The 22596-nt window shown below is 59.4% G+C and carries 19 protein-coding genes and 2 pseudogenes; 6 read left to right on the forward strand and 15 right to left on the reverse strand.

Annotated features, from left to right (window positions below):
• Window positions 1-405: 405 nt before the first annotated feature.
• Window positions 406-897 (forward strand): putative pterin-binding protein, encoded by a 492-nt coding sequence (locus tag BD293_RS13130; RefSeq protein ID WP_142082433.1) that lies wholly within the window; start codon window positions 406-408, stop codon window positions 895-897.
• A 175-nt stretch (window positions 898-1072) separates the two neighbouring features.
• Here BD293_RS13130 and BD293_RS13135 read toward each other — a convergent pair.
• Window positions 1073-2119: pseudogene (locus BD293_RS13135) on the reverse strand (CoA transferase); the annotation flags it as partial.
• An 87-nt stretch (window positions 2120-2206) separates the two neighbouring features.
• Here BD293_RS13135 and BD293_RS13140 point away from each other — a divergent pair.
• Window positions 2207-3166: an IS1595 family transposase gene (locus BD293_RS13140; RefSeq protein WP_142079320.1), complete on the forward strand. Its 960-nt coding sequence runs from the start codon at window positions 2207-2209 to the stop codon at window positions 3164-3166.
• On the opposite strand, the pseudogene BD293_RS13145 reads toward BD293_RS13140, so the two are convergent.
• The 6 genes and pseudogenes from BD293_RS13145 to BD293_RS13170 form a co-directional block, all read right to left on the reverse strand.
• Window positions 3156-3377, reverse strand: a pseudogene (locus tag BD293_RS13145) (CoA transferase); the annotation flags it as partial. The gene BD293_RS13140 and the pseudogene BD293_RS13145 overlap by 11 nt on opposite strands.
• A 4-nt stretch (window positions 3378-3381) precedes the next feature.
• Entirely contained in the window at window positions 3382-4266 is an 885-nt protein-coding gene (locus BD293_RS13150; RefSeq protein WP_246086298.1) for an HTD2 family dehydratase, read from the reverse strand.
• The gene (gene sucD, locus BD293_RS13155; protein ID WP_142082437.1) at window positions 4263-5159 is read right to left on the reverse strand and encodes a succinate--CoA ligase subunit alpha; all 897 of its coding nucleotides are present in this window, start codon (window positions 5157-5159) and stop codon (window positions 4263-4265) included. The genes BD293_RS13150 and sucD overlap by 4 nt, the downstream gene beginning before the upstream one ends.
• 13 nt (window positions 5160-5172) lie before the next feature.
• Window positions 5173-6342 carry a malate--CoA ligase subunit beta gene (locus BD293_RS13160; protein WP_142082438.1) on the reverse strand — a complete coding sequence of 390 codons (1170 nt, stop codon included), beginning with the start codon at window positions 6340-6342 and terminating at the stop codon, window positions 5173-5175.
• A 13-nt stretch (window positions 6343-6355) separates the two neighbouring features.
• Window positions 6356-7330: an HpcH/HpaI aldolase/citrate lyase family protein gene (locus BD293_RS13165; protein WP_142082440.1), complete on the reverse strand. Its 975-nt coding sequence runs from the start codon at window positions 7328-7330 to the stop codon at window positions 6356-6358.
• Window positions 7331-7342: 12 nt separating this feature from the next.
• On the reverse strand, window positions 7343-8542 hold the full coding sequence (locus BD293_RS13170) for a pyridoxal-phosphate-dependent aminotransferase family protein (protein WP_142082442.1): 1200 nt from the start codon (window positions 8540-8542) through the stop codon (window positions 7343-7345).
• A 152-nt stretch (window positions 8543-8694) separates the two neighbouring features.
• Here BD293_RS13170 and BD293_RS13175 point away from each other — a divergent pair, with 152 nt between their 5' ends.
• Window positions 8695-10101 carry a helix-turn-helix domain-containing protein gene (locus BD293_RS13175; RefSeq protein WP_142082443.1) on the forward strand — a complete coding sequence of 469 codons (1407 nt, stop codon included), beginning with the start codon at window positions 8695-8697 and terminating at the stop codon, window positions 10099-10101.
• A 114-nt stretch (window positions 10102-10215) separates the two neighbouring features.
• The gene (locus tag BD293_RS13180; RefSeq protein ID WP_142082445.1) at window positions 10216-11124 is read left to right on the forward strand and encodes a ring-cleaving dioxygenase; all 909 of its coding nucleotides are present in this window, start codon (window positions 10216-10218) and stop codon (window positions 11122-11124) included.
• Window positions 11125-11409: 285 nt separating this feature from the next.
• On the opposite strand, the gene BD293_RS13185 is transcribed toward BD293_RS13180, so the two are convergent.
• Window positions 11410-13851, reverse strand: a complete 2442-nt coding sequence (locus BD293_RS13185; RefSeq protein WP_142082447.1) for a TOTE conflict system archaeo-eukaryotic primase domain-containing protein — start codon at window positions 13849-13851, stop codon at window positions 11410-11412.
• Window positions 13852-14017: 166 nt separating this feature from the next.
• Here BD293_RS13185 and BD293_RS13190 point away from each other — a divergent pair, with 166 nt between their 5' ends.
• Window positions 14018-14146: a transposase gene (locus BD293_RS13190; RefSeq protein WP_211841028.1), complete on the forward strand. Its 129-nt coding sequence runs from the start codon at window positions 14018-14020 to the stop codon at window positions 14144-14146.
• 44 nt (window positions 14147-14190) lie between these two features.
• On the opposite strand, the gene BD293_RS13195 is transcribed toward BD293_RS13190, so the two are convergent.
• Entirely contained in the window at window positions 14191-14706 is a 516-nt protein-coding gene (locus BD293_RS13195) for a hypothetical protein (RefSeq protein WP_142082450.1), read from the reverse strand.
• Window positions 14707-14737: 31 nt separating this feature from the next.
• Between BD293_RS13195 and BD293_RS13200 the strand changes: the two genes are divergently transcribed.
• Window positions 14738-15801, forward strand: a protein-coding gene (locus BD293_RS13200) for an IS630 family transposase (protein ID WP_142079576.1) whose coding sequence is annotated in 2 segments (ribosomal slippage) — window positions 14738-15223 and window positions 15226-15801 — 1062 coding nt in all. Because the reading frame shifts where the segments join, the coding sequence is not laid out codon by codon here.
• Here the strand turns inward: BD293_RS13200 and BD293_RS13205 are convergent.
• The 6 genes from BD293_RS13205 to BD293_RS13230 form a co-directional block, all read right to left on the reverse strand.
• Entirely contained in the window at window positions 15789-17174 is a 1386-nt protein-coding gene (locus BD293_RS13205; RefSeq protein ID WP_142082452.1) for a TniQ family protein, read from the reverse strand. The genes BD293_RS13200 and BD293_RS13205 overlap by 13 nt on opposite strands.
• Window positions 17174-18046: a TniB family NTP-binding protein gene (locus BD293_RS13210; RefSeq protein WP_142082454.1), complete on the reverse strand. Its 873-nt coding sequence runs from the start codon at window positions 18044-18046 to the stop codon at window positions 17174-17176. The genes BD293_RS13205 and BD293_RS13210 overlap by 1 nt, the downstream gene beginning before the upstream one ends.
• Window positions 18021-19292, reverse strand: coding sequence for an IS256 family transposase (locus tag BD293_RS13215; RefSeq protein ID WP_170207122.1), 1272 nt, complete (start codon window positions 19290-19292; stop codon window positions 18021-18023). The genes BD293_RS13210 and BD293_RS13215 overlap by 26 nt, the downstream gene beginning before the upstream one ends.
• 95 nt (window positions 19293-19387) lie before the next feature.
• A complete protein-coding gene (locus BD293_RS13220) occupies window positions 19388-19591 on the reverse strand; it encodes a hypothetical protein (RefSeq protein WP_142082456.1) in 204 nt (67 codons plus the stop codon).
• Window positions 19584-21722, reverse strand: coding sequence for a Mu transposase C-terminal domain-containing protein (locus BD293_RS13225; RefSeq protein WP_142082458.1), 2139 nt, complete (start codon window positions 21720-21722; stop codon window positions 19584-19586). The genes BD293_RS13220 and BD293_RS13225 overlap by 8 nt, the downstream gene beginning before the upstream one ends.
• Window positions 21722-22429, reverse strand: a complete 708-nt coding sequence (locus tag BD293_RS13230; RefSeq protein ID WP_170207140.1) for a TnsA endonuclease N-terminal domain-containing protein — start codon at window positions 22427-22429, stop codon at window positions 21722-21724. Before BD293_RS13230 ends, BD293_RS13225 begins: the two co-directional genes overlap by 1 nt.
• Window positions 22430-22596: the final 167 nt, after the last annotated feature.

Consider the following 22596-nt stretch of genomic DNA (forward strand, 5'->3'; position numbering starts at 1 on the left):
CAGACTGGCAACTTTTCATGAACCCATATCAGCTTTGCAAACCTTCCCCGACAGTCAAAAGCATACTCAAGAAAACCGATTACGATTTACAGCAATATCCGTCCAAGCCACCACGCTGGGCTAGTTTGGCACCAGTAACCTGCATATGACACCACCCTCGGTGGCACATTTGCGGATAATTCCACCCGAACCGCCCCCATCTAACAAACACGTGCGTCAGAGATAGCACAAAAACATTACCCAACAAATAATCCATACGCGTGGACAGCCACATAACTGGCCGCCAGTTTCTGAACCAGAATAATCTGTTTTTAACACTTTGCGCATAGTAGTAAGTAAGGATAGAAACTTTGCGGTGCTCGACGCTTGGACAGAACAAAGGAAAACCGTGCAATGCAGGCATGGGTGAAATTGAACGATCATATACTTGCGCGCGTGAAAGCGGCATGCCTGTGTTTGATGGCCGTGTTCTTGCTGCCGGCAATGGCCGAGGTGTATGACCTTTCGGTCACGGGTCCAGATGCCGAAACAACCGCTACCTATGACCTGAACACCCTACGCGCGCTTGAGACGGTTGTGGTGCGCACCACAACCACCTGGACCGAGGGCGTGCAGGAGTTTGTGGGAGTGCCGCTTGTCACCTTGCTGCCAGACATACCAGGCGCATTTGACATGCGGATGACAGCCATAAATGACTATGTGGTCACCATGTCGTCAGAGGTTCTGACTGACCGCTACCCGATCGTGGCCTATGAACGCAACGGTGCGCTGATGTCGGTGCGCGACAAGGGGCCATTCTGGCTGATCTTTCCCTTCGACGAGGATGAGGCTTTCACAACCGAGGCCATGTTGTCGCGCAGCATATGGCAACTCGTCAGGATCGAGATTATGCGCTGACGCGTGGCCCCAACAGCCGCGCCGCCAACCATACCGGCAAAACCCCATCAGCGTGATGCGGGCATTTGCACTGGCCAACCCGCGCGCGTGGTGATGCCGGTCTTGCTACTTAATGCATGATCGCAACCACCCGACACCTGCGCGCGCCCCGCGCGCAGAACCGGGGCGAGACGCGCTACTCTGCGGCGTTGACGAAAAACTTGTCACCTCGCGGTCCGGTTACTGTGCCGTCGTCGAACAGCGATGCAATCTCGCCCGCTGTCAGGCCCGCAACATCGGCCAGCACTTCTTCGGTATCCGCGCCCAGTTTCGGGGCCGCAACAGGTGCTTGCCGCGCGATCCGCGAGAAATCCAAAGGTGAGGCAGGCGTCGGATAGGTGCCAATTCCGGGCTGCTCGATCATGTGGAACATCGGGTTCTCGGGCGACAGGTCGGGGTCTTCGTGAACCGCTTGCGCGAAGCTGCGGAACTGCGACCATGTCACACCCTTGCTGTCAAACTCCTTGGCGAAGGCATCGACGCTGTGGCGCGCGAAAAACGGGGACAGCAAATCCGTAATCGCAGCACGATGCCGAAAGCGTGCACCTTCATCGGACAGGCTTTCGCCAAGGCGCGCCTCTAATTGGGCCATTGCATCTTGTGTGCCGGTCGCCTTCAGCAACCCGCGCCATTGGCGGTCGGTCAGCCCGATCACCATGACACGCGCACCATCTGCGCATATAAAATCCTGCCCATAGCCGCCATAAAGGGCGTTGCCGTATTTGGGCCGGTCCGTGCCATTCACACAAACCTCGCCAATAATGCCCAGATTGCCCAACATCGCCGCGGCCGCATCTTTCAACGAGAACAGCACTTCTTGCCCCTGCCCTGTGCGCAGCCGGTGCCGCTCGGCGGCCAGTAGCGCCGTGACCGCCATATTGCCCGCGATACAATCCCAAGCGGGCAGCACATGCGAGACAGGCTGGGTCGAGCCTTCGGGTCCGGTCGCATCGGGAAAGCCAAGCGCGGGGTTCACCGAATAATCCACCGCCGCGCGTCCGTGCCTGTCGCCCAACAGTGCGACCATGACCAGATCGGCACGGTGCTTTGCCAGCGTCTCGTGGTCCATCCAGCCACGTACGCGCAGATTGGTCAGAAACAGGCCCGCGTCGTCACCCGGTGCTGTGATGACGCGGGTAATCAATTCGCGCCCCTTGGGGGATTTCATATCAACCGCAACCGACTTTTTGCCTTTGGCTCAATTAGCGTTTGTTATGCGTGCCCATGTGCGATAGAACATATAGTGAACATACTGTGTGGAGGGGTATATATGGACCACGACATCTTTCTGGTTTGGCTCAATGAGACGGATAACCTCTCGCCGGACCAGCGCGCCGAGGCGAGTCGGATCCTTTCTGGGTCTCCGTCATTGCAGGCGGTGGTCGATCTCCTTGAGGCAAAGGTTCGTGAGGACCGTATCTGCCCGCACTGCGCTTCAGAAGGAGCTATCATCAGGGGTCATGCAAGTGGCCTTTCCCGGTTCTTTTGCAAAGGCTGCGGCAAAACCTTCAACGCGTTGACCGGTACTCCGCTGGCGCGCCTGCGCCACAAGGGCCGTTGGGCAGAGTTCGCTGCTTCGTTACGTGACGGCGAAACGGTAAAGGTATCCGCTGAGCGTTGCATGGTGGCGCGCACGACCGCTTTTCGTTGGCGTCATCGTTTTCTTCGGGCGGTGACGGCTGGGGCGATCAAGTTGCGCGGCATCGTCGAAGCCGACGAGACCTTCTTTCTGAGCAGCCGAAAAGGTGAACGAAACCTTGATCGTAAGGCCCGTAAACGTGGCGGCAAGGCCGCCAAACGCGGCTTGTCGGAGGAGCAGGTTCCGGTCTTGGTCGCAGCCGACCGATCCGGCACCACCATAAGTGCTGTCTTGCCAGCAGTGACGGCCGCACATCTGCAGGCGGTTTTGCAGCCGCTTCTCGATCCTGATGCGCTCTTGGTCACTGATGGCTGCACCAGTTACCCGCCTTGCGCAGCAGCAATGGGCATCAGCCATGAAAGCCTCAACCAGACTGCAGGACAACGTGTTCGCGGGGAGTTGCACATTCAAACCGTGAACAGTCGACATGAGCGGCTCAAGACATTCCTGCGGCGCCATCGCGGCATCGCAACCAAGTACTTGGACAGCTACCTGCGCTGGTTTCAACTTGCAGTCATTCCAAAACACCAAACTCCCCGCGCGATACTCGCCGCCGCCGCAGGAATCCTGCCTATCTCAAGGCACGCATAATTAACGCCAATTGAGCCTTGCCTTTGTTCAAGCCTGCCCAGAACAGGCTTTTGCCCGTATTGGTGACAGGCCAGCGCTTGGCGTCCAAGCCCCCTTCGATCCGGTCAAAGCGGATCACCTCGGCCCCCATTTGCGCCAAGGTCATGCCCGCCAGTGGAATCGCCACGAAAGCAGAGCCTTCGATGACCCGCATCCCCTTTAGAATTCCCATCGGCTTATCCTTCCCATTCAAAGCGGGCTTGCAGCCCTTGGTGACCCTCGGGGGCCACAGTGCAAAGCCGCAACGCGGTTGGCCCATCGGCCTCGGCCTGAAGATGCAGATGTCCGTCAAACATCGGATGCACGCCGCGAAAGCTGAAGCGCGTGGGCGTGGCGCCCGTGTGGCGCATGGCCGCTTCCATCAGCAGCGTCGCCTGCATCGGGCCATGCACGACCAGACCGGGGTAGCGTTCGGCGCCGGTGGCATAGTCGCGGTCATAATGGATACGGTGCGCGTTATAGGTCGCGGCAGAATAGCGAAACAGCCGCACCGGGCCGACCTCAACAGCTTCCGAGAAAACCGGCGATTCGGGGGCCGCGATGGCGCGGGGCGCACGGAATTGATCGGGGATCGGCAGATAAACGATGTCTTGTTCTTCGCGGATCTGCGCGCCCCCTTCCCCGCGCAAATCATGGCCCACGCGCACGAAGGCCATGTCGCCGGTGTGGCCGGTCTTGAAATCGACGCTCAGGATTTCCGAGCGCTTGGTGATCGCCTCACCCACTGCGAAACGGCCCTTGAAGGACAGCTTGCCCCCCGCCCACATGCGCCGGCCAAACGGCAAGGGCGGCAGGAAGCCACCCAGTTTGGGGTGACCGTCAGTTGCAATTTCCGAGATTGGCACAAATTCGGGGAATGCCACCCAGTGCCACAGAACCGGCAGGGGTGCGCCTGTGTGTATGGGCGGTTGGGGGGCGGCTGGATGCCCCAGCGCCCCCATGACCATGCCTGCAAATTCCGGGCTGACAGCCCCTGTGCGGCTGTCCACCCGCCCGACCCAGTCTTGTGCCTGCTCTGGTGTGGCCGCTTCGCCCTGCATCGGGCCTTGCGATTTACTCATGCGGCCTGCCTCACGCCCAAGACGCGCGCGATGGTTTCGCCCATGGCCGAGGGCGTCGGCGCGACCGTGATCCCGGCAGCGGACAGGATTTCCACCTTTTCCTGCGCACTTTCGCCAAAGGCCGAGATGATCGCGCCCGCATGGCCCATCTTGCGGCCCTTGGGTGCGGACAGACCGGCGATATAGGCGACAACCGGCTTCGACATATGATCGCGCGCATAGGCAGCGGCCTCGGCCTCTTGCGGGCCACCGATTTCGCCAATCATCATCACGGCGTCGGTGTCCGGGTCATTTTCAAACAGTTCCAGAATATCGCGGAAGCTAGAGCCGTTGATCGGATCGCCGCCAATGCCGACCGAGGTGGACACGCCGATCCCCAGCGCCTTCATCTGGCTGGCTGCTTCATAGCCCAGCGTGCCCGACCGCCCCACAATGCCCACACGGCCCGGCAGGTAAATCGCGGGCGGCATGATCCCCATGAAGCCCTTGCCGGGGCTGATGATGCCTGCGCAATTGGGGCCAATGAAGCGCATTTTGCGCGCGGCAGGGAAGCGGCGCAAAAAGCGTTTGACCCGCATCATATCTTGCGACGGAATGCCATCTGTCACGCAAACTGCGAATTTCAGCCCTGCTTCGGCGGCTTCCATAATCGCATCTGCTGCGCCGGGGGGCGGGACGAAAACCAGCGACGCTTCTGCGCCCACGGCCTCGACTGCTTCTTTAACCGTGTTGAAGATCGGGCGGCCCAGCGCGGTTTCACCACCCCGCCCCGGCGTCACACCGCCGACAACATTTGTGCCGTGCTTGATCATGTCTTCGGCATGAAATTTGCCAATGCGTCCGGACATGCCCTGCACGATAACGCGGGTGTTCTCATCAATCAGAATCGTCATGGTGATTGCTCCTTCAGGCGGCCATGCGGGGGCGTGCGGCGACCGCTGTGGCGGCAGCTTCGGCAAGGGTATCGGCGGAAAGCAGTGGCAGGCCGGATTGGGTGATGATGCGCCGCCCCTCCTCGACATTCGTGCCAGCCAGACGCACCACCACGGGCAGCGACAGGTTCAATTCGCGGTAAGCCTGCACCACGCCAGCCGCGACCCAGTCGCAGCGGTTGATCCCTGCGAAGATGTTGACAAGGATCACCGACACATTCGGGTCTGACAGAACGGTGCGAAAGGCTGCGACCACGCGTTCGGCACTCGCCCCGCCCCCGATATCAAGGAAGTTGGCAGGCTGGCCGCCCGCAAGCTGGATCATATCCATCGTGGCCATCGCCAGCCCCGCGCCGTTGATAATGCAGCCAATGTCGCCCTCAAGGCCCACATAACTCAGGCCATGCTCCGCAGCGGCATCCTCGCGCGGGTCTTCTTGCCCCGGATCGCGCAAAGCTGCGACTTCGGGGCGGCGGAACAGCGCGTTGGTGTCGAAACTCATCTTGGCATCGAGCGCCACCAGATCGCCGCTGCCGGTGATGACCAGCGGGTTGATTTCGACCATCGTTGCGTCCTGATCGCGGAAAGCGCGGTAGCAGGCGCGCAGGATTGTGGCGAATTGCGCGACCTGCGCGCCCGCCATGCCCAGCCTGAACGCCAGTTCGCGCGACTGAAAGGGCGCAAGGCCGACGGCGGGGTCGATGACCATGCGGATCAGCGCGTCGGGCTGTTCTTCGGCCAGATCCTCAATCTCCATGCCCCCTTCGCGCGAGGCGACGATCATGATGCGTTCAGATTTGCGGTCCAGCACAAGGCCCAGATACAATTCCTTGCCAATATCCGTGGCCTGTTCGACCAGCAGTCGGTGGACGGGTTTGCCATTGGCGTCGGTCTGCTTGGTCACCAGATTGCGACCCAGCAGCGAGGACGCAAAGGCGCTGACTTCGGCCTCGGACTGGCACAGTTTGACGCCGCCCGCAGCCCCGCGCCCACCTGCATGGACCTGCGCCTTGACGACGACCGGAAAGCCCAGTTTGCGGGCCTCGTGCATGGCCTGTTCGGGGGCAAAGGCAATGCCGCCATCCGGCACCGGCATGCCAAAGCGCTTCAACAAATCCTTGGCCTGATGTTCATGAATATCCATCGGTTCCCCCTCTCTATTCGGCCGCTTGGGCAGACGTGCCGCGTGCATTGATCGCCTCGGCCAGTGACAGCACATTCATCGCCATCTTCTCGGATGCCGCGTCGATCATCTTTCCATCCAATGCGGCGGCACCCTTGCCTTGGGCTTCGGCCTTGCGCAGTTCTTCGATGATGCGGCGCGCGCGCGTGACTTCGGCCTCTGGCGGGCTGAAGACGGTGTTCGCCATTTCGATCTGGCTGGGATGGATCGCCCATTTCCCTTCAAACCCAAGGGCTGCGGCGCGTTCAGCGGCCAGAATGTAGCCGTCTGGGTCTGCGAAATCGCCAAACGGGCCATCGAGTGCGCGCAGGCCGTAAGCACGACACGCTATAATCATGCGCGACAGCGACGCATGCCACTGGTCGCCCGGATAGGCGGGGTTCAACCCGCCGATATTGACGGTGCGGGCGCGCATGGATGCGGCATAGTCGGCCACCCCGAAATGCAACGCCTCCAGCCGCGAGTCAGATGTGGCGGCATAGCGGGCAATTTCCTCGACATTGGCCATGCCAAGGGCTGTTTCGATCAACGCCTCGATCCCCACACGGCGGGTCAGCCCGCAGGCCTGCTCGATCTGGTTGACCAATGCTTCGACCATATACAGATCAGCCACCACGCCCAGTTTCGGCACAAGTAGCATATGCACGCGGTCGCCCGCCTGCTCCATGATGTCGACCACATCGCGGTACATATATTGCGTGTCCAGCCCGTTGATCCGCACGCTGACAGTCTTGCCGCGCGCTTCCCAGTCGATGCGGTTAAGCGCCTCGATCGCGTTCTTGCGGGCCTGCGCCTTTTCAGGGGGGGCGACGGCATCTTCCAGATCCAGAAACACCACATCGGCAGCACTTTCGGCGGCCTTGTCGATCATGGTGACGTTTGATGCAGGCACCGCAAGCGTCGAGCGTTGCAGTCGCTGCATGCGCAGCGGGTACAGAGAGTGGCTCATTTCGGGGAATCCTTATTCGGCGGCTATGGAAAAAGCGGGCGCGTGGCTTGTGCCCGCGTAGATATTTTGCGCGGCGGTGATGCCTGCGCCCAGCGTGACAGGCGCGCCTGCGGCTTTCAGCGCCAGTTCAGCAATACCAAGGGCAGTCAGGCACATGCCTTCATTCAGGTCGCCCAAGTGGCCGATGCGGAACGCGCGGCCCGCAAGCGGTCCAAGCCCGCCGCCGAAATGCGTGTTGTAGCGGTCGCGGGCAATCGCAATCACTTCTCGCGCGTCAATGCCGTGAGGGGTGCGGATCGCTGTCACAGTGTCCGAGGCGAAACTGCGATGCTCGGCCACGGTCGCCAGCCCAAGGGCTGCGACACCTGCGCGCACCCCTTCGGCAAGGCGGTGATGGCGGGCAAAGACATGTTCCAACCCTTCGGTGTGCAACCGCGCCAGCGAGGCGCGCAGCCCGTGCAGAAGTTGCGCAGGCGGGGTAAAGCAGAACGAGCCGCCCTCATGCGCGGCCAGCATAGCGCGCAGGTCCAGAAAGCTGCGCGACAGGTGGCTGTTGTCTATCGCAGCCAAAGCGCGGGGGCTGGCGGCCAGTATGCCTAGACCTGCCGGACACATCAGCCCTTTCTGGCTGCCCGCCACGGCCATATCAACACCCCAAAGGTCCATCTCGAACGGGATCGATCCGATGGACGACACCCCGTCCACGAACAAAAGCGCATCATGAAAACAAGCATCCAGCGCATGGCGCACAGCGCCCACATCCGAAGTAACTCCGGTCGCCGTTTCATTATGGGTGACGAACACTGCCTTGATTTCACCGTGCCTGTCCGCCCCCAGACGGCGCTCGACCTCGCGCACCGGACAGGGCGCGCCCCATGCAACATCAATGATCTCGACCTGTAGGCCCAATGCAGTGGCCATATCGGCCCAGAGCGCCGAAAACTGCCCGTGGCGCGCCATCAGCACCTTGTCGCCGGGGTTCAGCGTGTTGGTGATCGCCGCCTCCCACGCGGCGGTGCCAGAGCCGGGCAGAAGCGCGATGCGCCCCGCTTGCGTGCCGAAAACAGGCTTCAACCCGTCCAGCACCGGCTGCAACAATGCGGCAAATTCTGGCGCACGGTGGTCTTGCATCGGCACGATCATGGCGCGCTGAACATCAGCGGGCACATTGGTCGGGCCGGGAATGAAAAGATGGGCAGTGCCGGTCAACATAACGAATCCTCCCTCGTTAAACTGACCATGACAGACGCTAACACGATGCTGCGAATGAAAGCGGGTTCTGCTGTAAACGCGAGAGTTTACACATATACATTTTTGTAATATTGTTAATTTAACATTTGCGGGTGCTGACTGGGGAGGGCAGAATGCGCAAGACCTTTATCGGACCTCATCTGCGCCGTTTGCGACAGGACGCCGAAGAAACACAGGCGCAAATGGCCCGACGACTGGGAATCAGCGCCGCCTATGTGAACCTGCTGGAAAACAATCAGCGCTCGGTTTCGGTCGCAATCCTGTTGCGCCTGTTCGAGCATTACGGCGTGGACTGGCACGACATTGCCGAAGATGGCGCGGGTGCGCGGCTGGCAGATATGCGCGGTGCGCTGCAAGACCCGCTATTTGACGGCACACGCCCTGATCTGCATGAATTGCGCGGCGCACAGACGCATGGGCCCACCGTGATCGAGGCGTTCTTGCGGTTGCACCGCGCCTATATGACCACATCTGACCAATTGCTGGCCCTTGCCGCCCAACCCGGAGAGCTGGAACCGATTTTCAGCGCCTCGCCCGAAGGGGCGGTGCACCATTTTTTCCGCCGCCAGCGCAACCATTTCCCCGTTCTGGAACAGGCCGCCGCTGATATCTGGGCCGAGGGGCCGCCCGCGACAGATGACCTGTATCCCGCCCTCAAGGCGCGGCTGCACGCGCGCCATGGCATTTCGGTCAGGCTGGTGCAGGTCAACGACCTGCCCCGCACCCTGCGCCAATATGACCAGACACGCGCCGAGGTGCTGTTGTCCGAAGCGCTCGACCATCCCAACCGCGTCTTTCAACTGGTGCATGTTCTGGGCCTGATCGAATGCCGCGACCAGATCGAGGGGTTGCTGAACACCTCTGGCATTGACGACAAGCAGGGGCGTGCGCGCTGTCTGGTTGAACTGGCCAATTACTTCGCCGCTGCCGTGCTGATGCCCTATGACGCCTTTCTGCGCGAGGCGCGCGCCTCGAAATATGATTTCGACCATCTGGCCACGCGCTTTGGTGTCAGCTTCGAGCAGGCTTGCCACCGCGCCACCACCATGCAGCGCGAGGGAGCGCAGGGTGTGCCCTTCTTCTTTCTGCGCGTCGATAAGGCAGGCAATGTCACCAAGCGGTTCAACGCAACCGATTTTCATCTGGCCGAATATGGCGGGGCGTGCCCCAAGCTGGATGTGCATATGACCTTTCGCTTGCCGGGGCGGATTGTCCCGCAACTGGTGGAGATGCCTGATGCGTCGCAATATTTCGTGTTCGCGCGCACGGTGGACCGCCCGACATTCGAGCGCCACGGACAAGATAACCGGCTGGCTGTTGCCATGGGCTGCACCATCCAGCACGCGCCCGAAATCGGCTATGCGGATGGCATTGCACTGCAAGGGGCCGCCGCGACCCCGATCGGAATCAATTGCCGGATCTGCCCGCGTGCAAGCTGCGATCAGCGCGCACATCAGGCCAGCGTGCTGAAAACCCCTGTCGATGAAAGCCGCCGGGGTGCCACGCGCTATGACGCATAAGCACGGCTTGGCCCCGCGATGTGCGCCTTAGCACAGCAGCTGTTGGCGCATAGCACATGCCCGACGCGGTGAAGCGCGCTATATCTGTAGTAACCAAGCGCAAAGGATGCCGCCATGACCACCGCTTATGCCCCGATTGCCGGGCTGCACCATGTCACCGCCATTTCCGGCCCTGCCCAAGAGAATCTGGATTTCTACACCCGGATGATCAAGACACGGCTTGTAAAGCAGACGGTCAATTTCGACGCGCCAGAGATGTATCACCTCTATTATGGCGCGCAAAATGCCACGCCCGGCTCGGTGCTGACATTTTTCAACAGCGAGACGCGGGCGCGCGGACAGGCGGGCGTGGGGGCCACGCAAGCCTTTGCCTATGCGATTGCACCGGACGATCTGGCGCAATGGCACGACACTCTTGGCGGCACGCGCACGTCGCGCTTTGGCGCAGAGGTGCTGTCGCTGACCGACCCGCACGGCCAAGCGTTTGAGATGGTAGCCGACCCGGATGCGGGCACATGGGGGGAATTTCATTCTGTCACCCTGTGGGTTGCAGACCCCGAGCCTACCGCGCGGATTCTGACAGAGGTGTTCGGCTACAGCTTAGCAGGCGAAGAACGCGGAACGGATGGCACGCGCACCCGCTACACCCTGCCCGGCGATGCGCCGGGGCGTGTGGTGGACCTGTGGCGCGCGGACGCGCCCGTCAAGGCACGTCCCGGTCCGGGCACGATCCATCATGTGGCCTTTCGCGCCCGCGACGCCGCGCATCAACAGGCGCTGCGAGAGGTGCTTCTGGCACGCGGCGAGACTGTCACCGAGGTAAAGGACCGCCAGTATTTCAAAGCAATCTATTTCCGCGAACCCGCTGGAATATTGTTTGAGATCGCCACAGACGGACCGGGGTTTGACATTGATGAACCCATGGCCACACTTGGCCAAAGCCTGAAACTGCCCCCCCAGCACGAGGCGCGCCGCGCAGAGTTGGAATCGCGCTTGCCCCCGCTGGACCTGCACCACGCCTGACGCAACAAATAACGCGACGCACCCAAAAAGGGGGGCGTCGCCGCTATGTCAAAACATATCAACAGTGTCGAGCGTCACCAAGTTCTTCCATTCAAGAAATTGCAAGTCATTGATTTCAAGTACTTTCATATACCGTGCACGTCAAAGGTTTTTCCTTTTCCGTCAGCAATTTCTTCCTTTCGAAAAAGTTGGGAGCCGTCGGACAAGCTGATGCAGAATTTGGCCGTCGTGACACAGCGTTCCTGATAGAAGAGATGAAATTAGCGCCCTGCTTGCGACGGGGCACTACTCCAATACATAGCCGAGCGCCCGATAACCTGTCCGTCGCTTGGCAGCCATTCTGGAAAGGACCGGCACCGAGCTGTCAACATAGTCAACCACCAGAACGTCTTTCTTCCCGTGATGTTGTCGGTGCAACCTGCCAACATATTGCGCCAGCGTGCCTTTCCAGGCGATCGGCATCGTCAGGAACAGGGTGTCGAGCCGGGCGTCATCGAAGCCCTCGCCGATATAGCGCCCTGTCGCAAGGATCAGCCGCTCTTCATCGTCATTGACATTCAGCGCCGCATGCGCGTCCTGCCGATCCCTCGCTGACATGCCGCCACGGAGCACGACAATGTTCTTTGCAAATCGGGAGAACCGCTGCTTGAGATATTCAAGGTGATCCTTCCGCTCGGTCAGTACGATTGGCGAGCGTTTGGCCTCCAGTGATTTCAGCACGTCATTAAAGATCAGATCGTTTCGAGCTTCGTCTTCCGCCAGAGCTGCATAGATCGCAGGCATTGACGGGCGTTCGGCCATGGTGAGTGCCTCTGGCAATCGAAACCGCGTGTGACGTTCGCGCGCCCGATGGCGAATGCCGCTTTCTGCGGCCTGTGATTTGGCGCTCACCTGATGGCGGACGGGGCCACATTGCATGAAGATGATCGGATGATGTCCATCTTTCCGAGCGACGGTTGCCGACAATCCGGCGATGTAGCGCGCCTTCGATCTGCGGGCGACAAGCTCAAAGCTTGCAGCGGACAGGTGATGGCACTCATCGACGACAAGATGACCGTAGTCGGCAACAATATCGTCAACTTCGCCATTGCGAACCAAGCTCTGGATCAGCGCCACGTCGATTACACTGGTGGGTTTGCGTTTTCCTCCACCAATGGTGCCAATCAGCTTTGGGTCGATCCGCAGGAAGGATCCAAGGCGCTCGACCCACTGGCTAAGGAGTTCGCGACGGTGGACCAGAACCAGCGTATTACAGGCACGATGTGCGATCAGCGCCGAGGCTACGACCGTCTTGCCAAATGCAGTCGTGGCAGCAAGCACGCCGGTATCGTGTTCGGCCAACGCGTTAAATGCGCGCGATTGTTGCGCGCGAAGTTCGCCGCGGAAGCGAACCGTCTCCGGCAAGCGAGTTCCGTTTTCGCGCAAATCGTCCAAATCTGCAGTCACGCCGTGATCGAACAGAAATCCCAACGCTTCGTCTAAGCAGCCGCGCGGCAGGGCGACGTGTCGGGGATGCAATTCGGCACAGGATACAATTCGCGGCTTTCCGAATGTCGGCAGCCGCATCGCCTGAGCACGATAGAATTCGGGATTCTGGAACGCAGCAAACCGAACCAGTTGCGCAATCATGGCCGAAGGCAGCTCCGAACGGTCAATATAGATCTGATCTGCGACCGTTACCTTGATGGTCGATGGAGCGGGCGCATCGAGGCGTTGCGGAGTGCTCCGGCGTGACGGAGGCATCTTCCAGGGTTCGGCCGCCTGCTCGTCATCCACCGGCATGCGCACGCCCAGCACCCTTCCAGAAAGCTCCGCCGCTTCGACGAGGTCGGTCACCGCCGCCGCTGACAATCTTGGCAAGGAAGATAAATAGGCCCACTGATCGTCATATGGCCGCATATCCTCGTCCACAAAGGCGCTGTTGCCAGCTTTGCGCGCAGTGTTCTGAAGCGGCAGTGCGATCAGATTGCCGAAGCCGCCGAGCGGCATGATATCCTGATTTGGGAACAGCCGATCATAGGAAGCAAATCCGATTTCCGGCCGCCGTTCCATCGTTTCCGTAATCAGAACTGACCCGAGCTGGCGTGCCAAGCGGGCAGATACTGGTTCGGAGAAGAATATCCATATATGACCACCGTTCCCAGACCTCGATCGTTCCAGCGCTGCGGGAACTCCCTTTGCCCGGCAGGTTTCCAGCAGCGCGCTCGCGTCATCCACCCAGGACGTCTTGTCAAAATCTGCCGCGAGGAACCAGCAAGTATCGTCGGGCAGCAGCGGATAGACGCCTGCGACAAAATCCCCGTTTCGGCCATCATCACCGCGCAGGTGCTTTTCAATGACGCTTTCGTCCGGCGGTATGAACTTCTGATTGGGGCATTCGCTGCATTTGACCTTCGGCTTGCCGCAGATGCCCTTCACCCATTCGTTGGCACAAGCGGGCGAATATCCTGATCGGCCAGTCTTCCTGTTGTCCCAGCGCACAGGAAATACGTCAGGCCGACCGGCGAATAGGCTTCGGAACAGGTCGACCTTTTCATGCGATGGCGAGGCATTCGTGACGGGGGCGTTCCTGGAGGCCGGCTGTTTCACAGCTGGCGCGCGGTCTTCGACGAGGCAATCTTCAAGGGAAGCCATCTCGCGCTGAAGCTGCTGCCGTTCGGCATCCAGATCGGCCAGACGTGCTCGAACCCGCGCCAGCTCCGCCTCAATGTCACTCTTTTCAGTCACACGCGATTTCCACCCAAACCTTTTCTGTCCTACACAGCATAGAGCGGGAAAGCGGCTGGCGTAAGCAGCTCTGCCTGATCGTCGACCCGACGGCTAACGGAGAGTTCATGGGTGGATGTCCTTCTGCGGTCGAGTGAAGCATCAGCACACCAAGCCCAAATTTCCCATGGGCGGTTTCTCTGATGCGGCGCTCCCGTTATGCCTGTCAATCAAGGTGCTGTTCAAGCTTCCGCTCAGGCAGAAAGGCAGAATGGTAGCGAGCCTGCTGCGCGTGGCAGGGCGGGCCGGTTCCTGATCACTCCACGCTATGCCGGAGTCGAAAGATCCTGAAAGTTCAGGTCAGATAAAGTCGATATCCTCACGCCGGTAGATTTTGCTGCAGAGGCCTCGCGCGGGCAAAGGGTGGATGCCGCGTACGCGCAATCTGGCGGCTGCGTGTTTGGGCAAGGTATTCAGTCGGGTCGCGACATGGCTCAATGAGATGTATTTTCGCTGAAACTCCCCGAGATCCTCTGGCGTGAACGTTCTGACCTTGCGGCCCGTATGCGGATCACGCTGTTCCTCGTAGTTGATGAGATTGTTTGTCGTGATCAGAGCGATACCTGATGCGTTGATCGCGAGAATGCGCATCAGATCGGCGCTGTGATATCCGCCCAGTCTTGGCCTGGGGCATGCGTTCAACACGTCTTGTGGGCGGATGATCAGGCTCGCTACACCATTTGTTCCAACCAGCCGGCCAACGAATGGGAGTTCGCACGCGAGAATGAGGCGCAGCAAGCCGCTAATACCAAGTCTCGCGAAATCTGACTCTTCTGAGGGTTTTGGGATTCCCAAATCTATGAAGATCTGACTCAATGGCGTCAGATTTTCTGGGGAGGGCCTCTCTATGGGCGCAGCGCTCGCGTTACGGACAGACTACGACGGCATGAAGTTGAGAGAACTTGCGCGAAAGACAAAGGATGCCAACCAAGCCCGCAGGCTTTTGGCGCTGGCGGAGATCTATGATGGCGGTCGGCGCAGCGATGCTGCTCGGATTGGTGGTGTTGGCCTACAAATTGTCCGTGACTGGGTGGAGCGGTTTAATGCCCGCGGGCCTGACGGCTTGATCAACGGCAAAGCTCCTGGTCAGCAGTCTAAGCTTAACGATGAGCAGCGCAGGGCGCTTGCTGCAATTGTTGAGAGCGGTCCGACCTTATCGGTCCATGGGGTCGTCCGCTGGCGCCTGAGTGATCTGAGGAAATGGATTGCAGACACATTTGGGATTTCACTTCACGAGACGTCGATAAGCCGGGAACTCAGGGCGCTTGGTTATGTCAAACTCACAGCACGCCCGCGCCATCACGCGCAAGATACAGCCGCACTGGAGGACTTTAAAAAAAAGGGTTTGCAGCCGCAGTAGCAAAGCTCCGCGCACGGCTCCTGCAAGGCACTGTGATCGAAGTCTGGTTCCAAGATGAAGCGCGTGTCGGCCAGAAAAACAAGATCACGCGCCGATGGGCGAAGCGCGGTACGCGACCTTCCGCCCCACATGATCAGCGCACGAGTTCAAGCTACATCTTTGGAGCGATTTGCCCAGCCCTCGGGAAAGCTGCAGGTCTTGTGCTGCCAGCGTGCAATACCGAAGCGATGGCCCTGCATCTTGCTGAAATCTCCCAAACTGTCGCACCCAAAGCACATGGGGCTGTGCTCGTGGATCAAGCCGCATGGCACATGACTGACAAGCTGGTCATTCCGGACAACATCACCATCATCCCGATCCCCGCAAAATGCCCAGAACTCAATCCAGTCGAAAACATCTGGCAATTCATGCGAGACAACTGGCTATCAAACCTCATCTTCGAAACCTATGAAGACATCGTAGATCATTGCTGCAAGGCTTGGAACAAATTGGTCAGCATGCCCGACACAATCACCTCCATTGGAACCCGCGACTGGGCTCAAGAGTTCTGATCAATGCTGATTGGTATAAGGTCCTGCCCGCAGCGCGCATGGGCTGTCAGGGCCATCGCCATGTCCGGCTCGAGCTGATCGACCGGCTTGGCGCGCTCGAATAGCCTTGCGAGAAGCGCGTCGATCTCGACCGGATCGAAACGATCAACAAGACCGGGGAGCGACGCAACCGGTTGAAGGATCCCGCTTTTCACCATCCGTGTGAACGGGCCGGTCTTCAGCCCCAGCCGTTTCGCGGCCTTTTTGGGGTTGAGCGCGCGGGCGTAGCGTCGAAGCCATGGCGACCAGGCGTCTGCCTGCACCCACAGGTGGGCTGTTGGCGCAGGCAGACCAAGATGACCGGGCGTATCGGCAATGGCTTGGAAAAGTCGCTGCATGCGGATCCAATCAACACCGAATTCCCGAGATGCGGTCTGCACGGAATGGACATGGCGCTGCGCGCAAGGGCGCCCCATGACATCCTCTCCATCCCCAATGGGGTAGGTTCTCTCGATGAAATCACGCACTGCGTCAAGCAAAGGTTTGGTTTCGTTGGTTTTCTCAAGCTTTTGCAGGAAGCGCGCGAACATGACGAATTCGGTGTAGAATCCACCCACGTCAATTGACTGATTTTCGCGACTTGTCTTCATGGCCGCATGCAGTGCGTGAGGCCCTGCCGCCAAGACTTTGAAACCTGCGTCGAGCGCAGCTGACAGCTCTTGATCGGACAAACTATCAGCCCTTGCTCTGGTCCCGTGTCTGATGCGAACACCCAGCGATTCACTTGCGCGCCAGACGATAGAAACATTGAACTGATCGAGCCAAGTTGGCGGGTGTTCTGCTCCGAGCGCTCTTGCTGCAAAGTATCGTTCAAACGCGGTTACCGCCATCGGCCGGGGACGCATCGCGGCCGCGTCAATCATCCTGCGGTGGTCGAGGATTCGCCCTGAAAGATCATAGGGCGAGCGTGGAAATTTGCTGGCGGGCAATTCGACCAATGCGACCGCGTGTTCCGGACACGCCAGAACAGGCTCGAACTGCCAAAGCACCGAGCCAGCTGCGGGCACCGGCCCGTCTTGCGCAAGGCAGAGCGGGCAGACGCGCTGATTTGTGACACGCAGCATGCGAATCGGGACAATTTCGCCGCCAAGGCGTCGCGCGCGCCCTGCGGCGCGCCTGAAGGAGCAGCGCTCCAAATCGGACATCTCGATGCCGCCCAGTTCGGCAAGGACGGAAAGTGCCTCAGCATCGCCGCTGATAACACTCTGCCATGTGATGCCCATGTCCTGCACGAAATCCTGCACGAATTGGCTGTTGTTTCTGCAAGCGAGGCGAGACGCAAAGCCTGTCGCGGTTTCGGTGGCCCCCAACGGCACTGTCAAAGCAAGTTTCATCAGCGTACCCTCGTTTGAGGTCCAGACGCGGGCGCAAATTCATCCCCCGCCTGCATGAGCAGCCGCGCATCAATCGCCTGCCAGTCATCGGCGACAAATGGGTTGAGCGCGTCGGGCACTCCGGCGCGCCGCTCGAAGGCCCGTCGGAATACGTCTGCATCGAGCTCAGTGGCGCGTGACAGAAGGGCCTCTTCGATGCCCGCGACCACTGTTTCGATCACGAGCCCCAGTTCATCTGCGCCCGCGTGGATCAGGCGGCTGATGAAGTCGCTGTTTTCTGCCAAGTTGGATGCCAGCGGCAGCTCGGATCTGGCAGCATAGCGTGCCAAAACAGTTGCGATTTCCCGGCCATGTGCAACCGCCGAGATTGGTGCCAACTCAATTGGGAGCAGGCGCCGCGACAGTTGCGGATCGAGATTGACCAAGTCTTTCAGCGGGGTGGTACCGCTCAGGATCAGCCCGACCGGCCAGGTTGCATTCTGCATCACCGATTTTAACGTGTTGACGACGGCCTGACGTTCACTTGCCGCGCGGTTCACATGAAGATCCTGGACTTCGTCGAGATGCAAAAAGAGCACGCGGCGGCTGCGCAGATGCGTCTGCACCAGATCCCAGATCATCATGGCCGTTCGTTCGCGACGGAGCGGATAACCAAGGCCTGAAAGACAAGCGAGGCCAACGGATTTCAGTGTCGCTGGGGATGGAATCAAAAAACTTGCAACATCTGCTTCAAGCCGATCGGGCGACAGAAATTCGGCGTCGGGATGCTTGCGCAGCAGTCGCTGGATCGCGGTGGACTTGCCAGATCCTGACGGAGCTATGCTTGAATTTGGGTGACGCGCATTTTCAGGCGGCGCGGCTTGGTGCGTCAAAAATCACTTCGACGCCGTCGTTGAATGTGATTCCTTCGATGACTTTTGGCAACTGATTTCTGCCATTGAGGCGCAACCATTTCTTGGACGCGGCCTGAATGAGGGTAAAGACCATCAGTTTCGCGGTCTTTTGCGAGAGCGCACCCTTTGTGCGAACCGTTCTGTGCCGAACCGTGGCGAAGACGCTCTCAATGGGGTTCGTCGTGCGCAGATGGCCCCAGTGATCAGCCGGGAAGTCGAAGAAAGCCAGCAAGGCGTCACTGTCCTTGGTCAGGCAATTCACGCCTTTTTCGTATTTCTGCTTATATTTCTCACTGAACAGATCCATTGCGGCCTTCGCTTCCGCTTTCGTAGCGGCATGCTGGATATCATCGAGATCAGATTTCACGGCTGCGGCCATCTGCTTGGGAAAACAGTTCAGCACATTCTTCACCTTATGAACCCAGCAGCGCTGGTGCTTCGTGCTGCCAAATGCCTTGTCCAATGCATTCCAGAACCCCAAGGCGCCATCGCCCACCGCGATCTTGGGGGCGACAGACAGGCCCCGAGCCTTGAGATCGCTCAGCAATTCATGCCAGCTCTGCGAGCTTTCCCGAAGCCCAACCTGAAAGCCGATCAGTTCCTTCTTGCCCTCCGGTGTGGCTCCGATGATCACCAGCATGCATTCGGCATTTTCTTCCATGCGCGCCTGCAGATAGACGCCATCTGCCCATATGTAGACGTAATTGCGCGCAGACAAATCACGCCGCGCCCAGGCATCATATTCTGCCTGCCAACCTGCGGTCAGGCGGGATATGACACTCGGAGACAGGTTGGGTGCATCGGGGCCCATAATGGCTGACAGCGCTTCCTGGAAATCGCCCGTGGAAATGCCCTTCAGGTAGAGAACGGGCAACAGCGCGTCCAAGCTGACCGAGCGGCGCGCCCATTTCGGCAGTATATTCGAGGTGAAGCGGATCTTTTGCGCAGGATCGAGTGCCGCCATCCGGTCACGCACTTTGGGGCGCTGCACATTCAGAGCGCCAATGCCCGTCTGGATCTGACGTTCAGGGCCAAGTCCATGGCGGACGATCCGCTGGCGGCCATCGTCCAGCTTCTCGTCCGCAAAGCTGGCCACAAATGCATCAGCTTCGGCTTTCAGCGCTTCCGCCAGCATCCGGCGTGCGCCTTCCCGTGCCAGTTCTGTCAGCGGGTCGACGATAGTTTCTGATTGGCGAAACGGTAGAATGGTTGTATCGTTCTTCATAGGCGTATTGCTCCTCGTGAGGTTCTGGCTGGCTTTGACACCCGCCACAATACGCCGCCTTTCAATTCATGCCATCACCCAAATTCCCGCATAGCTCATCCTGACGCTCCGACAAGTACGATTCCGCGTGCCTCCGCTGCCCTGCCCGCTGCCAGATCTGCACGCCTGCGATGCAGCAGGACGTCAAATTCATGCCGCAATCGCTCATAACCGTCATGCACCACAAACTGTGCACGGAGTTCGGAGACAATCTGGCCCACCGCAACAAGGCGCTCTGCGTCTGCTCGGTAATCACTCATCTTCGATCCTCCAGCTCGGCTGCGCAGGTGGACGCACGGAAGATTGATCGCTTCGCACCGACGGCTGTGGAGTGCGTTGCTTTGGCTCAATTGCGGGTTCTGACTGAACTGGCCTGATCTCGGTGCCAAAGGTTGTTGTTTCGCCCAGCATTTTGTCAATGGCTGGAGGCGGGGCGAAAGTCAGACCTCGAAACAATGTCCTTTCGAGTTGGTCAATTTTCTTCGCGCTGGGGTCGAGTGAACTGGGCAGCAGCGACGCAACTCTGCCGTCAACGATCGATTTGATAGTGCGCAAAGCATTGTCGCGAATATCCGCGCTCAACGCCGCTTCCGCCCTATGTGATTGTCGCAGCTTCACGCACGCCGCTTTCCATGCCTCCAGAGAGACACCATCAAGGCCGCCTTCCACGCAGCTTGCCGCATGCCACTTACCCTCGATTTGCACTGAAATCTCGCCGAGATCGTCGGGATCAACGCGGATGACCATGTCGCGCGCTTTACGCGTCCGAAAATGCGCGTGGAGGGCCTCGCAAGAGTAATGGTTTGAAGCGAAACAGACCCCTAACTTGTTGATTTTGCGTGTGACCTCTAGGCCTGTCGCGGTTCGCAGCGTGTGGCGGTCCGGGGGCTCGGGGACAAAACGCTCGTTTTCCAATTGCCGCCAGCGTGCTGCTGGCGTCTGACCACTGAGCCCGCCGTGGGGGGTGTTGTGATAGACATCAATGATCCACAGGAGCAAGATGCGGAGCAGATCACCGTCGTCGAGCACAGCGCGCGCATCTGATGCATAATCACCTTTCGCAACCACATTCGAAAAGGTGCGGCCAGAAATGCGCGGCATCAGATTAGTGCTCAGGGACCCAAAGAAACGTTCAATCGTCCCGCGCATTTCCGGTACGCGTACCGGACCGTATTCGAGCCTGGCATGCAGTGCGTGCGCAGCGGCCTGAAACGCATCGCTTTGAAATGCCGTTCCCGCGTCCGTCGCGATCGCCGCTAGCCCGCCGTGCTGGTTCCAGCTCCCCTCTGCGCCGATCTCGCGGGCGATACCAGTTTTGTCCTGTACCACCATCCGCAGCAGTTCGATGGCCGCTTGGGCACTCGGTTCGCTTGCGAGAACCAGCCCAACGACGCAGCGCGTGGCAGCATCGATCGCGACACAAATCCATCGCCTGCCGCGCGGTATCCTCGCTTTGACATGATCAGGCAAGCTTTGCAGCACCCCGATCTGCTGCAGAAGTGAAATGACATCGACCTTCCATTCGTCGATCTCGATCCTTTCCATGGGTGCGGATGAGGTCAAACCGCTGCCATAGCTGGAGAATTTTCTGCGCGCAGCGTCAGGGCCTTCGCGAAAGCATGCAACCTGGAACGGATCGAGGCGATCAATTCGCCGCTCGATTGTGCGCCGCGATGGGACTGGCAAAGAATGGCGTCCGTCCGCTTGGCGACGCTTGTTTTCCTCATTGAAACGCAGCCTCGTTTCTTCCGCCACGATGGCTTTGGTCGGCTGCTCGGCGCGAGCGTAGCCTTGGACGCATTCTGTAAGAAGTTCAGAGACCTCGTAGTTGCGCTCCGCCCGCGCATTTCTTGCATAGCGTGGTCTGAGAACTCCAGCATCACGATATGTCTGATTATAAATGCGGAACTTTTTTCGGATGGTGCGCGAACTTGGCAGATGGCGCATGACGAACGGCTTGCCGCCACGCGGCGATTGGCCAGCGCTGTTTCTTGTTTTTTCGCGCTCGTAAACCATCTGTTCGATCAGCGCGCGGTGCTCGGTGAGCGAGTCGTCAGTCAGTCGCAACGCGCCTTGATCCTTGAGCTCTCGTATCACTTCGCAAACACATGCATCGAAAAAGACCTTGCGCCGCTGCTCCGTAGTGAGGTGATCGAGCGGGAACTGCGACTTCTGGAGGTCTTTATCGAGCGGCCCGACAGCATAAAAATCACGCTCAAAGCGCCAGTTGCGCGCTGATTTCAGCTCCTGGATCTGCGCCCATGTGAAGCGCTCGACCGCACCGGTATTGTCCATCCGAGCGAATTGGACCCCATCTGCATGCTCGCCCACAGGCTTGTAGTGGATGCCGCCGATTGTGATCCGGTCAAATTGTGAAAACCGCGTCCGCATCAGACTGCCCCCCCAGGCTTCAGGAAGGAATGAGGGGCAATGATGCCGGGCGAGACGAGCGCAAGTTTGCCATTGCCGATGGCGCGCAGAATTGCGCCGTGGGCGCGGCTCCCAGGACCGGTCAAGCGATGCAGGTCTGCTATGGAGACAGTCCCCTGGAGCGTTCTGATTGCGGCTTCGAGCAGCGCGTCCGCAGCTGAGTCTGGTGCCTTGCGCGCTTCGTGAAGCATGCCTGCGTTGGCTGCCTGCCAAGGAGAATATTGCGCATCAGTGAACAGGCGGAATTCATCCGCATGCTCTGGCACGAGCATGGCCTCAACCGCCGATAGCTTTTCTATAAGGGCTGGATCTTGTGCTCTGTGGGCAGGCTTGACCTCCACGGCGATCTTTTTGCCGTCCGCAAGTGTGACGAGAAAATCGACCGTGTATTTCGCGAGGCGGCCGCGACAGTCGGTGTAGCGAAGGGACACCGACTGCTCCTCGACATTGACGACGTCTTGCCGTGCCAGAGTGAGCAAAATGAAATTGCGCTCCAAGCCGCTCTCGAAGAAGATCTGACGCCCTTCGGGCGCACTTGGGAGCTTTGCAACGAGAAAGCCTCGAACGCTGATCGGCGACTTCATCGCAGGCCGCCGCAGCGCGCTGCTTGGAAGCGGCAAACGTGTCGGGGCAGTTGTTTGGGCGAGATCGCCAATTTGGTTATGCATGTTTTTTCCTTCCACAACAAAGTGTGAGACATCAGCCGTCGCGCCCATGGGCGCACGGCGGGGTTGACTTTCGATGCGGGAAGGAGGATCGTGACGCTAATAACTGCGGGTCAGCGACCCTCCTGAAGAGCTCGGCGCGCCAACGCCGGGCTTTTCTTTTTCCCATG

The sequence above is a fragment of the Roseinatronobacter monicus genome, from assembly GCF_006716865.1.
Taxonomy (GTDB): Bacteria; Pseudomonadota; Alphaproteobacteria; order Rhodobacterales; family Rhodobacteraceae; genus Roseinatronobacter; species Roseinatronobacter monicus.

What these genes read in the sequence shown, in the direction of transcription:
- BD293_RS13215 (WP_170207122.1), bottom strand. Translation starts at nt 19,292, where the DNA reads ATGAAGAACGATACAACCATTCTACCGTTTCGCCAATCAGAAACTATC.
- BD293_RS13165 (WP_142082440.1), bottom strand. Translation starts at nt 7,330, where the DNA reads ATGAGCCACTCTCTGTACCCGCTGCGCATGCAGCGACTGCAACGCTCG.
- sucD (WP_142082437.1), bottom strand. Translation starts at nt 5,159, where the DNA reads ATGACGATTCTGATTGATGAGAACACCCGCGTTATCGTGCAGGGCATG.
- BD293_RS13160 (WP_142082438.1), bottom strand. Translation starts at nt 6,342, where the DNA reads ATGGATATTCATGAACATCAGGCCAAGGATTTGTTGAAGCGCTTTGGC.
- BD293_RS13170 (WP_142082442.1), bottom strand. Translation starts at nt 8,542, where the DNA reads ATGTTGACCGGCACTGCCCATCTTTTCATTCCCGGCCCGACCAATGTG.
- BD293_RS13225 (WP_142082458.1), bottom strand. Translation starts at nt 21,722, where the DNA reads ATGCGGACGCGGTTTTCACAATTTGACCGGATCACAATCGGCGGCATC.
- BD293_RS13205 (WP_142082452.1), bottom strand. Translation starts at nt 17,174, where the DNA reads ATGAAACTTGCTTTGACAGTGCCGTTGGGGGCCACCGAAACCGCGACA.
- BD293_RS13190 (WP_211841028.1), top strand. Translation starts at nt 14,018, where the DNA reads ATGGGCGGTTTCTCTGATGCGGCGCTCCCGTTATGCCTGTCAATCAAG.
- BD293_RS13175 (WP_142082443.1), top strand. Translation starts at nt 8,695, where the DNA reads ATGCGCAAGACCTTTATCGGACCTCATCTGCGCCGTTTGCGACAGGAC.
- BD293_RS13140 (WP_142079320.1), top strand. Translation starts at nt 2,207, where the DNA reads ATGGACCACGACATCTTTCTGGTTTGGCTCAATGAGACGGATAACCTC.
- BD293_RS13150 (WP_246086298.1), bottom strand. Translation starts at nt 4,266, where the DNA reads ATGAGTAAATCGCAAGGCCCGATGCAGGGCGAAGCGGCCACACCAGAG.
- BD293_RS13230 (WP_170207140.1), bottom strand. Translation starts at nt 22,429, where the DNA reads ATGCATAACCAAATTGGCGATCTCGCCCAAACAACTGCCCCGACACGT.
- BD293_RS13180 (WP_142082445.1), top strand. Translation starts at nt 10,216, where the DNA reads ATGACCACCGCTTATGCCCCGATTGCCGGGCTGCACCATGTCACCGCC.
- BD293_RS13220 (WP_142082456.1), bottom strand. Translation starts at nt 19,591, where the DNA reads ATGAGTGATTACCGAGCAGACGCAGAGCGCCTTGTTGCGGTGGGCCAG.